The organism is Bacterioplanoides sp. (assembly GCF_965219715.1).
GTDB lineage: Bacteria > Pseudomonadota > Gammaproteobacteria > Pseudomonadales > Oceanobacteraceae > Bacterioplanoides.
The window spans coordinates 1,468,561-1,483,739 of the sequence record NZ_OZ244785.1; the positions used below are offsets into that span (position 1 = coordinate 1,468,561).

General features: G+C 51.0%; 14 protein-coding genes. 2 read left to right on the plus strand and 12 right to left on the minus strand.

Annotation, left to right across the window (positions count from 1 at the left end):
* Nucleotides 1-25: 25 nt before the first annotated feature.
* Nucleotides 26-2,872, plus strand: a complete 2,847-nt coding sequence (locus tag ACOQOZ_RS07220; protein ID WP_420591600.1) for an ATP-binding protein — start codon at nt 26-28, stop codon at nt 2,870-2,872.
* On the opposite strand, the gene acpS is transcribed toward ACOQOZ_RS07220, so the two are convergent.
* The 12 genes from acpS to rpoE all read right to left on the minus strand — a co-directional run bounded on the left by acpS (nt 2,845) and on the right by rpoE (nt 13,368).
* Nucleotides 2,845-3,252, minus strand: a complete 408-nt coding sequence (gene acpS / locus ACOQOZ_RS07225) for a holo-ACP synthase (protein ID WP_420591601.1) — start codon at nt 3,250-3,252, stop codon at nt 2,845-2,847. The genes ACOQOZ_RS07220 and acpS overlap by 28 nt on opposite strands.
* A complete protein-coding gene (gene pdxJ, locus ACOQOZ_RS07230; RefSeq protein ID WP_420591602.1) occupies nt 3,252-4,004 on the minus strand; it encodes a pyridoxine 5'-phosphate synthase in 753 nt (250 codons plus the stop codon). The genes acpS and pdxJ overlap by 1 nt, the downstream gene beginning before the upstream one ends.
* A gap of 25 nt (nt 4,005-4,029) precedes the next feature.
* A complete protein-coding gene (gene recO / locus ACOQOZ_RS07235) occupies nt 4,030-4,731 on the minus strand; it encodes a DNA repair protein RecO (protein WP_420591603.1) in 702 nt (233 codons plus the stop codon).
* 280 nt (nt 4,732-5,011) lie between these two features.
* Complete coding sequence (gene era / locus ACOQOZ_RS07240; protein ID WP_420591604.1) at nt 5,012-5,917, minus strand: GTPase Era; 906 nt, start codon at nt 5,915-5,917, stop codon at nt 5,012-5,014.
* On the minus strand, nt 5,914-6,615 hold the full coding sequence (gene rnc / locus ACOQOZ_RS07245; protein ID WP_420591605.1) for a ribonuclease III: 702 nt from the start codon (nt 6,613-6,615) through the stop codon (nt 5,914-5,916). Before rnc ends, era begins: the two co-directional genes overlap by 4 nt.
* A complete protein-coding gene (locus ACOQOZ_RS07250; protein ID WP_420591606.1) occupies nt 6,612-6,995 on the minus strand; it encodes a DUF4845 domain-containing protein in 384 nt (127 codons plus the stop codon). The genes rnc and ACOQOZ_RS07250 overlap by 4 nt, the downstream gene beginning before the upstream one ends.
* 15 nt (nt 6,996-7,010) lie before the next feature.
* Nucleotides 7,011-8,810 (minus strand): translation elongation factor 4, encoded by a 1,800-nt coding sequence (gene lepA, locus ACOQOZ_RS07255; protein WP_420591607.1) that lies wholly within the window; start codon nt 8,808-8,810, stop codon nt 7,011-7,013.
* A gap of 273 nt (nt 8,811-9,083) precedes the next feature.
* Nucleotides 9,084-10,499: a DegQ family serine endoprotease gene (locus ACOQOZ_RS07260; RefSeq protein WP_420591608.1), complete on the minus strand. Its 1,416-nt coding sequence runs from the start codon at nt 10,497-10,499 to the stop codon at nt 9,084-9,086.
* A 112-nt stretch (nt 10,500-10,611) separates the two neighbouring features.
* A complete protein-coding gene (locus ACOQOZ_RS07265; protein ID WP_420591609.1) occupies nt 10,612-11,052 on the minus strand; it encodes a SoxR reducing system RseC family protein in 441 nt (146 codons plus the stop codon).
* Between the two features lie 36 nt (nt 11,053-11,088).
* A complete protein-coding gene (locus ACOQOZ_RS07270; RefSeq protein WP_420591610.1) occupies nt 11,089-12,078 on the minus strand; it encodes a MucB/RseB C-terminal domain-containing protein in 990 nt (329 codons plus the stop codon).
* A gap of 1 nt (nt 12,079) precedes the next feature.
* Entirely contained in the window at nt 12,080-12,736 is a 657-nt protein-coding gene (locus tag ACOQOZ_RS07275; RefSeq protein WP_420591611.1) for a sigma-E factor negative regulatory protein, read from the minus strand.
* A gap of 44 nt (nt 12,737-12,780) precedes the next feature.
* Nucleotides 12,781-13,368, minus strand: coding sequence for an RNA polymerase sigma factor RpoE (gene rpoE / locus ACOQOZ_RS07280; RefSeq protein ID WP_420591612.1), 588 nt, complete (start codon nt 13,366-13,368; stop codon nt 12,781-12,783).
* Nucleotides 13,369-13,565: 197 nt separating this feature from the next.
* Here rpoE and nadB point away from each other — a divergent pair, with 197 nt between their 5' ends.
* Nucleotides 13,566-15,170, plus strand: coding sequence for an L-aspartate oxidase (nadB, locus tag ACOQOZ_RS07285; RefSeq protein ID WP_420591613.1), 1,605 nt, complete (start codon nt 13,566-13,568; stop codon nt 15,168-15,170).
* Nucleotides 15,171-15,179: the final 9 nt, after the last annotated feature.

Below are 15,179 nucleotides of genomic sequence, written 5' to 3' on the forward strand. Positions count from 1 at the left end.
AGAAAGATATGGACCCAAACCCGGCATGAAGCACTGGAAAATACAAACCCGCATTATGTTTATGGCACTGCTGCCAGGCATTATTGTATCGCTGACTCTGGGCGTATTTTTTATCAGTGACCGCAGCCAGGATCTGGATGATCTGCTCGATCAGCGTGCGATGGCGATGGCCAAACAGCTGGCGCCGACCTGTGAATACGGCGTTATGACCGGCAATGTTGGTATCCTGCAAAACATCGCCAATAATATGCTGGAAGAACGTGATGTGCGTGCCGTCAGCATCTACAACCAGGACGTCGATATTCTCGCCCATGCCGGGCCCAAAATGATGACCGAAAGAATCGGCTCAGCGAAATTGCAGGATCACCAATTACAGCTGCTGAGAACCGAAAGCACCGTAAGGGTCAGAGCGCCGGTATTCGCTGAGAACCTGGTGATCTCCGATCAATTTTCCGACCAATTCTATGCCGAACAATCGGAGCAGGTCGCTCTGCTTGGTTGGGCAGAAGTTGAACTGTCGACCACCAATACCCTGTTAACCCGCTATCAGCATCTGGCAAATTCGTTAGCCATTGTGATTCTGGTATTGGTGATCTGCAGCTTCCTGGCATTCCGCATCAGCCGCCAGATATCTGTGCCTATTTCGCGTCTGGCGAGTGGTATTAACGAGCTGGGCGAAGGCCATCTGGAAAAACGCATTCATATTGATAGCGCGCCGGAATTTAACCGTATGGCACTGGGCATTAATTCCATGGCCAGCCGTATGCAGAGCTCGGAAGATGAACATCAGGCCAGCATGGAACAGAACATGCGCGACCTGCAGGAAACACTCGACGAGCTGGAAGTGCGTAACAGTGAATTGCAGCTTGGGCGTAAGCAGGCATTGCAGGCAAGCCAGATGAAATCGCAGTTTCTGGCCAACGTCAGTCACGAAATCCGTACGCCACTCAACGGCATCATTGGCTTTACCGATCTGCTTGACCGCACCCAAGTCACTCACCTGCAGGCGGACTATCTCGACACCATTCGTAAGTCATCGCAGGATTTGTTAAACATCATTAATGACATTCTTGATCTGTCTAAAATTGATGCCGACAAGCTGATCATCGAGCAAACCAATTTTAATCTGCGCGATGTGATTGAGCAGGTTTTAACTGTACTTGCCCCCCAGGCTTACAACAAAAATCTCGACCTCTATTACCACATCGACTCTGATGTGCCGCTGCAGGTCAACGGCGACCCGTTACGCTTGAAACAGGTACTGACCAATCTGGTGAACAATGCGGTGAAATTCACCGAATACGGTAACGTCAAAGTACTGATTTCCCAGATTAACCGCACGCCGCAGCGCAGCACGCTGAAATTCGAAGTGCGCGATACCGGTATTGGTATGAGCGAAGAGCAGATCGAAAAGATCTTTACCGCCTTCTCTCAGGCAGACACCAGTACTGCACGCCAGTTTGGTGGTACCGGCCTGGGGCTGATTATCTGTAAGGCATTGATCAAAGCCATGCACGGTGACATCACGGTGGAAAGTTCACCGGGCCAGGGCTCCAGTTTTGTTTTCCATATCGATATCGGCACCAGCAGCGACAACAGCAACAGTAACCTGCAGATTTTGTCGGGTTATCAGGTTGCGGTGTATGAGCCACACGATCTGAACCGTCAGATGCTGGCATCAATGCTGGATGAGTGGCAGCTGGATTATCACCTGGCAGAAGATCAGGACGACCTGCTGAATCAGGTGGCGCAGGAAAGTAATCTGTCAGCCATCCTGCTGACCGTTGATCGACGTCAGATTCATCAGCCGCGCTTGCAACGTTTTCTGCAGCAGCTGACGCTGATCGACATCCCGATTGTTGCCATGGTCAACACAGTACAACACGAAGATCTGGAGTGGCTGGAAAGCCAGGGCGCACATTGCACCTTATCTCAGCCCATTGCTCAAAATAAATTGTGTGAGACCCTGCGTCAGGTATTGCTGCAGGAATCGCCGGGCGAAGAAACCCAACCAGATGCCACCTTCGAACTGACTCAGCAGCGTGAACCGCCTTGCATCCTGGCAGTTGATGACAACGATGCGAACCTGAAGCTGGTTACCGCTCTGCTGGCGGAACTCGGTGTGAGTGTTTGTTCGGCTACCTCTGGTCAGGAGGCCATCGATAAAGTCGCCAGCAATAATGTTGAGATGGTGTTTATGGACATTCAGATGCCAAACATGACCGGCCTGGAAGCCACACAGCATATTCGTGGATTACCCGGTAAAGCTCACTTACCTATCGTCGCCCTGACGGCACACGCTTTGGCTGACGAGAAGCAGATGTTGCTGAACAGTGGTATGAATGATTATCAGACCAAACCGATCAGCCTCGAACAACTGGCAGATTGTGTTAATCGCTGGACCGGCTTCCAACCGAACATCAAACCCAAGCCGAGCCAGAGTGAACAACGCGATGAGCAATCACCAAGCACTGACAGCCCGGAAGAAGAAGCCATCTTTGATGCCGCAGACGGTTTACGATTGGCGAACTTCAAACAGGACCTGGCGCTGGATATGTTTACCATGCTGTTGCGTTCGCTGGAGCGGGATTGTGAAGCTGCCCGGGATGCCTGGGAAGAAGAGGATTTCGATACCCTGCTGGAAAAAGTACACAAAATTCACGGTGCCAGCCGTTATTGTGGCGTGCCGAAATTACGCAGCGTTCTTAACGCCTTTGAAACCGAGTTAAAAGCCGGTGGCAGGCGTCAATTACCGGAGCATATGCGCACCTTTGTGCAGGAGGTTGCGTTACTGCAACAGTGGGCAGAAGAGCATGACTGGCAGGCAATGCTGGCACGTGCCAGTCAGCAGGAAATCACCGCAAACGCCTGAATCCACTCGCCTTCATCCGACAGGCTGATATAAGCCTGTCGTCCCCCCATATCCAACATGCGCTGTTGCGCCGCCTGATACAGATTAACAACCGGGGCGCCCTGCTCGTTGTTCAATATTTCCAGCTGCTGAAAACCGATACCTTTGGCGATACCGGTTCCCAACGCTTTGGCCAGCGCTTCTTTGGCGGCGTAACGTTTCGCCAGGTAGTTAACACCATCGGCACGCTGATGAAACACCTGCTGCTCAGCCGGTGTTAAAAAGCGCTGTAACAAACGTTCACCGTGGCGCTGATAAGCGGCCTGAATGCGTGATGCATCCAGTAAGTCGGTACCGATACCAACTACACCGCCTGTTCCATCGGCCGGGAAATCAACCATTAACGTGTGCTGGCCTTTTCCAGTAACGCACGCATTTCACTGACCGCTTCTTTTAAACCAACAAATACCGCGCGGGCAACAATGGCGTGACCGATATTTAATTCATTCATTCCCGGAATCGCAGCAATAGCTTCGACATTATGGTAATTCAGACCGTGACCGGCGTTCACAATCAGGCCTTTATCCAACGCATAAGCCGCCGCCTGTTGGATACGAGCCAACTCGCGTTGTTGCTCCGCTTCGCTTTCGGCATCGGCATAAGCACCGGTATGCAGCTCAATCACAGGTGCACCACAACGCACAGTGGCATCAATCTGGGCTTCATCCGGATCGATAAATAATGAAACCTCACTATCGACCGCAGCCAGGCGCTCACATGCCTTTTTAATTGCAGCTTCATTGCCAACCACATCGAGGCCACCTTCAGTGGTCAACTCTTCGCGTTTTTCCGGCACCAGACAGGTGGCTTCCGGACCCACTTCTTCAGCCAGTTCCAGCATGGCTTCGGTCACAGCCATTTCCAGATTCATGCGGGTGCCCAGTGTTTCAGCCAACACATACACATCGCGAGTCTGAATATGGCGACGATCTTCACGCGGGTGAATGGTGATACCATCGGCACCCGCTTCTTCAGCAACAAAAGCTGCCTGTACCGGGTCCGGATAGCGTGTACCACGTGCTTGTCGTAACGTCGCAATATGATCGATATTCACACCCAACAAAACGCGTTGCGGATTTTTTACCTGAGACATTTTCGATCCTTAAATAAACTGAACACTAAATTTTTGATGGATTAAATAACTGACGGCTGATTAACGGTCGCTCCAGCACATTTTCCAGAGCTAGCCGCAACACCTGCTTCGCCGTTTGCCAGACACTAACATCGACCGGGACTTCAGCAAAGTTTTTCAGCCAACTGGCAAAAGCCAGAATATCACTGCCGCGAAAAAAGCCTTTGCCGTGTAAATAAAACCCTTCCTGCGGATTAAACTGATAACGCTGGCCTGCCGTTATCGGTCGCGACAAACTGTCCTGCTGCCAGGAGAACCCTAACCCCAGTTGCTGCAGCAATTGATATTCAAATAGCCGCAGCCAGGGTTCCAGAGCACCCGCATTGTCGCTGTCATTATTTTCTTCCAGTGCGTTAATTACGCTGGCATACAAGTGAAATAAATCGTGAGCGGGTTCGTTCCGGGGCAATAAACGAGTCAGCAGTTCATTCAGATATAAGCCACAATACAGCGAGTTATTTCTTAGCAGGAAGGATTGCTGAAGCTGAAGAACTTTGATCTGTGGCCAGTCTTCACCAGCACGCCAGTCAGCCTGACATTGCTGAAAGTAATCGGGAATAAAAGTGTCTTTTTTGCTGGAACGCTTTGGAGTAACAACGGATAGCCTGCCGGCTTCAGCGGAAAAAATATCCAGCAAAAGCTGATGCTCGCCAACTGGCTGGCGCTGTAAAACAAACAGCTTTTTCATATTTTTTCGCCCTAAACGCCTGGAACAAAAGCCTGCATTATTTTTCTGCCGCCGCATCAATGGCACATCCATGTGCCCAGATGCTAGCGCGACATCCTGTCGCTGCTTAGAAAAACAATCCAGGCTTTTATTCTTACAGATTAATTATCCAAGGGGATATCGCAGCTTCAAAGCGCCGATGTTGTTTGCTGAAAGGGCTGATAACAGGATGTTATCAATTAGCGTACAGGGATGTATTCACAGCGCCCTGTAAGCAAATTACTCGGCGTTTTGCAGCGCCTTACTCATCGTTATAACCGAGGCTGCGCAGCGCCCGCTCATCATCCGACCAGTTGGATTTTACTTTAACCCATAAATTCAGCATCACTTTACAGTCGAACATCTGCTCCATATCTTTACGGGCTTCAATGCCAATCTGTTTAATGCGATACCCTTTGTCACCAATCACAATGCGTTTCTGAGAATCACGCTCAACCAGAATCAACGCACTGATTTCTGCGATACGACCATCATGGGTGAATTCTTCAATTTCGACCGTCATTTCATACGGTAACTCATCACCCAACTGGCGCATGATTTTTTCACGAACCAGTTCGGCCGCTAAAAAGCGTGAGCTGCGATCGGTGATCTGATCTTCCGGGTAGAAGTACTGACTTTCTGGCAGATAGCTTTCGATCAGGCTTTCCAGACGCTCAACGTTGTGTCCGGTTTTCGCCGATACCGGCACAATCTGATCAAAGTTATGACGGCTGCTGAGCTCTTGCAGATACGGCAGCAGTTCGTCTTTCTCTTTCACGAAATCGACTTTATTCACCACCAGTACGGCAGGTGCGCGCTGCTGCTTAATGGCCTGCAGCACCATTTCATCTTCATCCGTCCAGCGCATGCGGTCGATCAGCATCACGATCAGATCCACGTCTTTTACTGCCGTGGTTGCCGCTTTGTTCATGTAGCGGTTGATCGCTTTATCGTGATTTTTATGAATCCCCGGCGTATCGACATACACCACCTGGCTACCATTCTCGGTTTTAATACCAAGGATCTGGTGACGAGTGGTTTGCGGCTTACGCGAGGTAATCGACAGCTTCTGCCCGAGAATACGGTTTAACAGGGTGGATTTGCCTACATTCGGGCGACCAACAATGGCAACAAAGCCGGTACGGGTAATCAGGTTTTCTTCGCTCATGCGCTTGCCTCGGCCGCATCCCCGGCTTGTTTCAGCTGTTCCAGAACAGTGGCTGCGGCGGTTTGCTCGGCATTACGACGACTCGAGCCGGTAGCAGTCACTGGCGCTTCAATTTCGGGAATAAAACAGGTAACAGTAAACACCTGCTCGTTGGTTGGGCCATCCACCGACAGCACTTCATATTTTGGCAGACGTGAACCGGCAGCCTGCTGAATTTCCTGCAACTGAGTTTTTGGGTCCTTAATCGGATCTTCCAGACTCAGATTATCAAGGCGGGTTTCAAACCAGGCTAATACGCGCTCACGTGCAGCATCCAGACCGGAGTCCAGATAAATAGCACCGATCAACGCTTCAACCGCATCGGCGAGGATCGAATCACGCTTATGGCCACCACTTTTCAGCTCACCGGAGCCGAGTAGCAGGAAGTCACCCAGGTCGAATTCTTTCGCCACTTCCGCCAGGGTTTTGCCTTTGACAATGCGTGCCCGCAAACGGCTCAACTTACCTTCTTTGGCTTCAGGAAAGCGCTGATACAGATCTTCAGAAATGACCACACTGAGAATCGAATCGCCAAGAAATTCCAGCCGTTCGTTGTTCTCAACGCCTTTGGAACGATGGGTTAACGCCAGCTCAACCAGACTCTGATCTTTAAATTGATAACCCAGGCGCTGGGATAATTTTAAAAGAGGATTATTCACTGACTGAAATCTTTCTGATGTTGGAAACGACCGACCAGATCAATATTAGCAAACAAACTGCCACGCTTTTCATAGGCCAGGAACAGCACGATGCCGTTGCGCGTGCGGCGAATCTCCAGGCCATCCAGAGGAATATCCGCCTGGCTGTTTTCCAGGCGTCGCTCCAGCAGTACACGCAACTGCTTTGAACGGGTACGACTGGTAACTTCGCCGGAAGACTGCAGCGTATCCAGCACCTGAGTCACCACTCCGTCCTGCATATACATAGGCACAACGGCAAAGGCGACTTTAAGAATCAGGATCAGACCAAAAACAGCCAGCAGAACCGGCAAAGCCGCCATGCCTGATTGTTTGCCATAAGGCGCTTGTATCGTTTTCATCAGTTAGTTTCCGAACTAGTCATCAACACGTAAAACGGCCAGGAACGCAGACTGTGGAATTTCCACATTACCAATCTGCTTCATACGCTTTTTACCTTCTTTCTGCTTCTGCAGCAGCTTCTTCTTACGGCTGACGTCGCCACCGTAACATTTCGCCGTTACGTTTTTACGCAGCGCTTTTACCGTGGTGCGAGCAACAACCTGGTTACCAACCGCCGCCTGAATCGCCACATCAAACATCTGACGAGGAATCAGCTCTTTCATTTTTTCTGTCAGCAAGGCACCACGGCGACGAATATTGTCACGGTGCATAATCACCGCCAGTGCATCAACACGATCACCATTCACCAATACATCCAGACGCACCAGCGGTGCTTCCTGGAAGCGCAGGAAGTTATAGTCCAGCGAGGCGAAACCACGGCTGGCCGACTTCAGACGATCGAAGAAGTCCATCACCACTTCCGCCATCGGGATCTCATAACGCAGCGATACCTGTGAACCGGTGTATTGCATATCAATCTGCACACCACGCTTCTCAACACACAGAGAAATTACGTTACCCAGATACTCCTGCGGCACCAGAATATTACACTCGGCAATCGGCTCGAGCATTTCTTCAATGGTACCGGCATCCGGCAGCTTGGACGGGTTATCAACCGACAAAGTTTCACCTTTACGGTTAACCACCTGATAAATTACCGTCGGAGCTGTGGTAATCAGATCCAGATCGTATTCACGCTCCAGACGTTCCTGAATGATTTCCATGTGTAGCATGCCCAGGAAACCACAACGGAAACCGAAGCCCAGAGCATCGGAGTTTTCCGGCTCATAAAACAGAGACGCATCATTCAGCGACAGCTTTTCCAGCGCATCACGGAAGGATTCAAAATCATCAGAAGACACCGGGAATAAACCGGCGTAAACCTGTGGCTTCACTTTTTGGAAACCCGGTAATTCGTCTGTGTCCGGCTGCTTGGTGGATACAATCGTGTCACCTACCGGCGCACCATGAATGTCTTTGATACCGGCAACCAAATAACCTACTTCACCACAACCCAGATGACCGGTTTCATTGCGCTTAGGAGTAAAGATACCCACGCCATCAACGCCATGATCTTTACCGGTCGACTTAATACGGATCTTGTCGCCTTTTTTGATCGAGCCGTTTTTCACCCGGATCAGGGACACAACACCCAGATAAGGGTCGAACCATGAGTCAATAATCAGTGCCTGCAGCGGCGCGTCCGGATCGCCTTCCGGAGCCGGAACATTGGCCACCAGCTCCTCCAGTACATCATCGATATTCAGACCACTTTTAGCCGAGCATCGCACGGCTTCGGTAGCATCGATACCAATAATGTCTTCAATTTCCTGCGCCACACGATCCGGATCAGCCTGAGGCAAATCCATCTTGTTCAGAACCGGTAATACTTCCAGGCCCTGTTCAATAGCGGTGTAACAGTTAGCAACCGACTGTGCTTCCACACCCTGAGCCGCATCAACCACCAGCAGTGCACCTTCACAGGCCGATAACGAACGTGACACTTCATAGCTGAAGTCCACGTGTCCCGGAGTATCAATAAAGTTCAGCTGATAGGTCTGACCGTCGCGGGCTTTATAGTCCAGGGTTACACTCTGGGCTTTAATGGTAATGCCACGCTCACGCTCGATATCCATGGAATCGAGTACCTGCTGCTGCATTTCACGGTCGGACAAACCGCCACACACCTGAATAAAACGGTCCGACAGGGTCGATTTACCGTGGTCGATGTGGGCAATGATGGAAAAGTTACGAATGTGGTCCAGTTGGCTCACGAATATGATCCGCTTCAGAATTCAAATGGGCCGGAATTCTACTTGAAAGGCAGGCTAAAGGCTAACGGATTCAGATGGTTAGCGGATGGAGGAAGGTAATTGCGAAGTAAAATATTCAGATTCGATGAGTCATACCGCTACATATCATCAATCCATCATACATACTTACAGCCGCCGGATAGAAGGGCCTTCCCTGGCCCTGCTATCCTACCGCGACATCCTGTCGCTGCTTTAGTAAGTATCTGTGACGGATCGACACAAGGTCTTAATGCTTTAATCTGCAATCCTCAGCGGAATAAACATCGCCGCGCCACGGCGGACAATGCGCATAGGCACGCTGCGGTTCTTTGGTAATGATTTTACGACTTTCTCGAAATCGGCAACGGAGCGAACCGATTCACCATAAATCATGGTAATCACATCACCGTTCACCAGCCCGGCAAACGCCGCCGGCCCTTGCTTAACTTCTTTAACAACCACACCATCGCCGGTCTTATTGCGCTGCTTGTCAGACAATTCAGCAACCACAACACCTAAACGATTACTTTCAGACTGCTGCGGACCGGTGTTATGGGCCAGCTCAACACCATCCCCATCCGGCAAAGTGCCAATAGTGATGTTTAATAGCTTGCGCTTACCGTTGCGCACCACTTTTACTTTCGCTTTCGTGCCCGGCTTCACACGTCCAACCTGATGCGGCAGATCCGACGACAAGAAAATTTCCTTGCCGTTAAAGTGAGTAATAATATCGCCGTTTTCCAGTCCGCCAGCCTGCGCCGGGCTGTTTGGTACAACCTGAGCGACCAGCGCACCTGCAGCTTTATCAAGCCCAAATGACTCAGCCAGATCTTTGTTGACCTCCTGAATGACAACACCCAACCAGCCACGGCTGACTTTGCCTTTTTCTTTCAGCTGCTCAGCAACATTCATGGCGACGTTCATCGGAATCGCAAAGGATACGCCCATAAAACCACCTGAGCGGGTATAAATCTGCGAATTGATACCCACAACCTCGCCTTCCAGATTAAACAGCGGACCACCGGAATTACCCGGGTTAATCGCCACATCGGTCTGAATAAAGGGTACATAGTTCTCATTCGGCAAGCTGCGGCCTTTCGCCGATACGATGCCCGCAGTTACTGAGTAATCGAAGCCAAACGGTGAGCCAATGGCAACCACCCATTCGCCGACTTCGAGCTTATCGGAATCCCCCAAATCAACCGTCGGCAGATCTTCGGCGTCCACTTTCAGCAACGCCAGATCGCTGCTTGGATCTGCGCCAATCAGTTCTGCGGTTAATTCGCGACGATCATTGAGGCGTACGATGATTTCATCGGCGCCCTGAATCACGTGATTGTTGGTTAACAGATAACCGTCTTCAGAGATAATAAAACCGGAGCCCAGTGATGATTTTTCTTGCTGTCCGCCGCGCGGTCCATGAGGGTTCTGACCATAAGGCATTGGCTGGCCGAAGAAATGTCGAAATATTTCCGGCACGTCTTCCGGCAAACCATAGCGCTGCATCATGTTGCGCTGGTCCTGATGCTGGATGGTGGAAATATTAACCACCGCAGGAGAGGTTTCTTTCACCAGATCACGAAAATCCGGTAAAGCGGCGTTTACCGCCGTAGCCATTAGAGAAAAGAGAACAGCAATACTGACAGGTATTGCCCGAAGCCATTGCGACATAGATATCCCCGCGTCACTTAAACCATTGGTAACTAAGGGATAAAGATGGCTCACCCGAAGGGGTTTGTCATGTATAAAAAAGTAAGAGAGTGCGAACCTATGGCAAGGGTTTTCAGAAAACCTGCTCTACCGGAATATGGTTGCAGGCTTCTTTAAACTGCGGCTGCCAGACGTCTTTTTTCTGCTCTGAAATGGTTTTAGCAACCCAGAAGCCAGCCAATAAGCCGCCTAAGCCGGCCACCAGTGAACCTGTTTCGCCCGCGAAAAGATGTCCAATCACTGCGAACAACAACAGTCCCAACATTGGCATGCCATAAAGCACCAGAGCACTCATCGCCAGACTGCCTTCCGGTAAGGTTAAGGTCGCTTGTTCGCCAATCCGGAAATCTTTATCCGTCGGAACCCAGAGACGCATTTTACGTCCGAGTTTACTCAGGGAGTGCTGCCCACATCCACTGCGGGCATTGCAGGATGAGCAGGCACTTTGTTGCATGGCTTCAACCCAAACACCACGCTTACCCAACTCAACAATTTCGACAATTTCCTGACTCAAGAGCTTAACCCGGACTACTGAAAACAAAGCGCCATTTTATTGCGGTACGACCGAAGCTGCAATTTTCTCGGCGGTCATCAAAGGAACCTCACCAACGACGGTAATACGGTACTTGCCCATATCGGTTGTCAGGTAACGCACCACAGCGGAAGTTGGACCCCATTGCTGGCTGAGGCCTGACATAATCTGTTTTTCATCAGCCTGGTCGACAAAAAGGGTGATGGCCGCCAGGCCGTCGGTATACATCAGGGTGGTTAACGAACCATCCAGCTTCTTCGAAGAGCTGACACGCTTCACCTGGCTCGCGGTTTCCATAAAGCCACGCGGAACCCAGCCAAGCTGCCAGTCCGAAGCCTGCAGTTGTGGCTCTGATGCTTCATGCCCCATCAGGTGAGACGCCACTCGATGTCCGCTGCTCTCTGGTTCAAATGCTGCTGCCGGGATCGCTTCACCTATCTCGATATCAGCAAACTGAAACCGTTCAAGCACCTTACCCTGAGCATTAACCAGATCAGATCGCAATAACAATCCGCTATCCTCATCCAGCCATAAACGATAGCCGTAGCGGTAGTTGTCCTGTGGTGATAACAATACTTTCTGAGTTGATCGGCCAGCAATACGCTCCCCCTGTTCCAGTCCCAGGCGGTAATAAGAGTCAATTGCTCCACTCTGGTGGACGAAGCCCTGAGACAGTGGATTCTGATGGCTTTCGAGACGCATTACATGCTCACCCGGATGAATACAGGTGATGTCATGGCCTTTACGCACAACCTCTCTGGGTTCACCAGTGAGATGCAACAGGCGCTCGTATTCAACACCGTTCATCACACCGTGGGTGATTTGCAGCGTTTCCCAATGCTGATCATTCCCGTAAATCAGCACGCCCTGATAGTTCTGTTCCTTAAATGCATGAGACATGCGATCCAGCCAGCCACGGGCATCCAGTGACTGGGGCAAGGCCTGACCAGCCTGCGCTACGATGAGCATCAGGCCGGCCAACAACTTCGGCAAGGACACTAACTTCACCTTACTTTTCCGCGTTAACAGCATCAGTATTGGTTTTATCCTGAAAATCCACTTTTGCGTCGGTGTCTGCGGTATCTGAGCCAGGTTCTTCGAAGCTTGCTACACGGGCAAATGGCATCATGCCGCGGCCCGTATTCAGAGCAGCGTTTTCAGTATGCTGCAGTACATATTCCTGCAATTTGCGTTGTGCCTGCTCCAGTTCAGCGGCATCCGCAGCATTATTTGCCGCAACCTGTTCAACGGTTTCACTGGCCTGTTGGGTTTCAGCAACCAGATCCTGCTGTTGAATATCATGATTGAGACGCACACCCAGCAACACAGCAATGGTCACAGAAGCAGCAACCGCAGCAGACGCCATCCAGTTAATGCCGCGTTTCGCCTGAGGGCCCGGCGCATTCTCCTGTTTCAGATCCTGAGAGTCCTGCAATGCCGGCACTTCATCCATTGGCTCGCCTTCGATTGCCTGCATAATTCCACGCGATAAATCGGTGGCAGCAACCGGCTCATCACGCATCAGGGAGCCAATCATTTGATAACGCTGCCAGCTTTCGCGCAATTCGTTATCTTGCTCAACCTGATTGAGAATCCGGCGCACTTCCAGCTCATCGGTCTCACCATCAACCAGTGCCGACAAAGATTCTTTAATTCTATCGTTCATATTTCACCTTCCAGATATCAGCTCTTTTTTTCTGCTGTTTGTGCTTAAGCGCTGGCACTTAACAGCGGCTGCATTTTTTTGTCGATTGCTTCCCTTGCGCGGAAAATGCGCGAGCGAACCGTTCCAATCGGGCAATCCATTACCTCGGCTATTTCTTCGTAACTCATGCCGTCTATTTCACGTAAGGTGACGGCCATTTTTAATTCTTCTGGCAAGTTTTCGATGGCATCAAACACCACCTTTTGCAGTTGATCGCGGTGTAACAGATTATCCGGGGTTGCCACATCTTTCATATGAGACTCATCTGCAAAGAACTCTGCGTCTTCCAGGTCCACATCATTGGTGGGCGTTTTCCGTCCACGGCTAACCAGATGGTTTTTCGCGGTATTGACCGCAATCCGGTACATCCAGGTATAAAACGCACTCTCACCACGAAAGTTAGGCAATGCCCGGAACGCTTTAATAAACGCTTCCTGAGTAACATCCTGAGCTTCCGCGTGATCATTGATAAAGCGTCCAACCAAAGCCAGAATCTTGTGCTGATACTTGATTACCAGCAGGTCAAAGGCTCTGCGATCACCTTTCTGAACCCGCGCAACAAGTTGTCGATCGGTTTGTTGTTGATCTGTCATGCTGTTATCCGCTGTCATCCGCCCCTGTTGCACAGCTACCGCTACACTTGCCAATTCTCATCTCCTTCACATCTTATACGATGCCTTACGGACTATAAGAATGAGCTTTTCCGGAAAAGTTCCCGAGCAGTTGTGCACTTTTCATAAGATACCGGTGAAAGTATAGTGCGCAGCAGTTAAAACGAAGAATCTGATACATGACTCAATCACTGTCTTACGATGTGGTCATCATCGGCAGCGGCGCTGCTGGCCTGACCTTAGCCCTTTCTTTGCCAGACCATATGCAGGTTGCGGTGATCAGCAAAGACCGCCTGGACGCTGGCTCAACCCGCTGGGCGCAAGGTGGCGTTGCCGCGGTACTGGACGAAGAAGACAGTGTTGAAGCCCATGTGAATGACACGCTTGTGGCAGGCGCTGGCCTGTGCCACGAGCCCAGCGTGCAGTTTACGGTGGAGAACTCGACTGAAGCGATTCAGTGGCTGATCGACATTGGTGTGCCATTTACACAGGACGGCGACAAGTTTCATCTGACCCGCGAGGGTGGCCACAGTGCCCGTCGCATTATCCACGCAGCCGACGCCACCGGCCATGCCATTTCTGACACGTTATTAAAACGAGCAGAAGAAAAAGCCAACCTGACGCTGTTGCATAACTACATTGCCATTGATCTGATCACTCGTGAGAAGCTCGGGCTCGAGGGCCAGGGCTGTATCGGTGCGTATTTCCTCAATAACCAGAACGGCGAGGTCGACACCATCTCAGCCCACGCCGTGGTGTTAGCAACTGGCGGAGCGAGCAAAGCTTATCTGTACACCAGCAACCCCGATGGCGCTTCCGGTGATGGTATCGCTATGGCGTTTCGCGCCGGTTGTAGGGTGGCCAATATGGAATTTAACCAATTCCATCCGACCTGCTTGTACCACCCTCAGGCTAAATCGTTTCTGATTACCGAAGCGGTTCGTGGTGAAGGTGGCCGCTTATTGCTGCCGGATGGTCAGCCTTTTATGCAACACTTTGATGAGCGAAAAGAACTGGCTCCACGCGATATCGTTGCCCGCGCCATCGACCATGAAATGAAGCGTCTGGGCGCCGATTGTCTGTTTCTCGACATCAGCCACAAACCGGCTGATTTTATCAAAGAGCATTTTCCGACGATTCACGAACGCTGCCTGCAATTAGGCATCGATATCACCAAAGATCCGATTCCGGTGGTTCCTGCCGCGCATTACACCTGTGGTGGCGTAGTCACCGACAACTTTGGCAGAACCGATATTCCCGACCTGTATGCCGTTGGCGAAGTCGCCTCTACCGGTCTGCACGGTGCCAATCGCCTGGCCAGTAATTCTCTGCTCGAATGCCTGGTGTATGCCCGCTCGGCGGCACAACACATCAGTGCCAATATCGATCTGAACAGCGAGGTGCCTGCGGCCCCGGTATGGGATTCGAGCCAGGTAACCGACTCCGATGAAGCGGTGGTTATTTCCCATAACTGGGATGAGTTGCGTCGTTTTATGTGGGACTACGTGGGCATTGTCCGCACCACAAAACGCTTGTTACGGGCTAAACATCGGGTGAAGCTGCTGCGTCAGGAAATTCAGGAGTTTTACAGCAGCCACCATATCAGTAACGACTTGCTGGAATTGCGTAACCTGGTGGACGTGGCCGATGTCATTATCCGCTCGGCGCTGTTACGGAAAGAAAGCCGTGGATTGCATTACAGTCGCGACTATCCGGAACCACTGCCACGTGCATTTGATACCGTGCTGACGCCGAAATATCTGAACGAGCTGGGTGAGTTATAAACTCAGTCA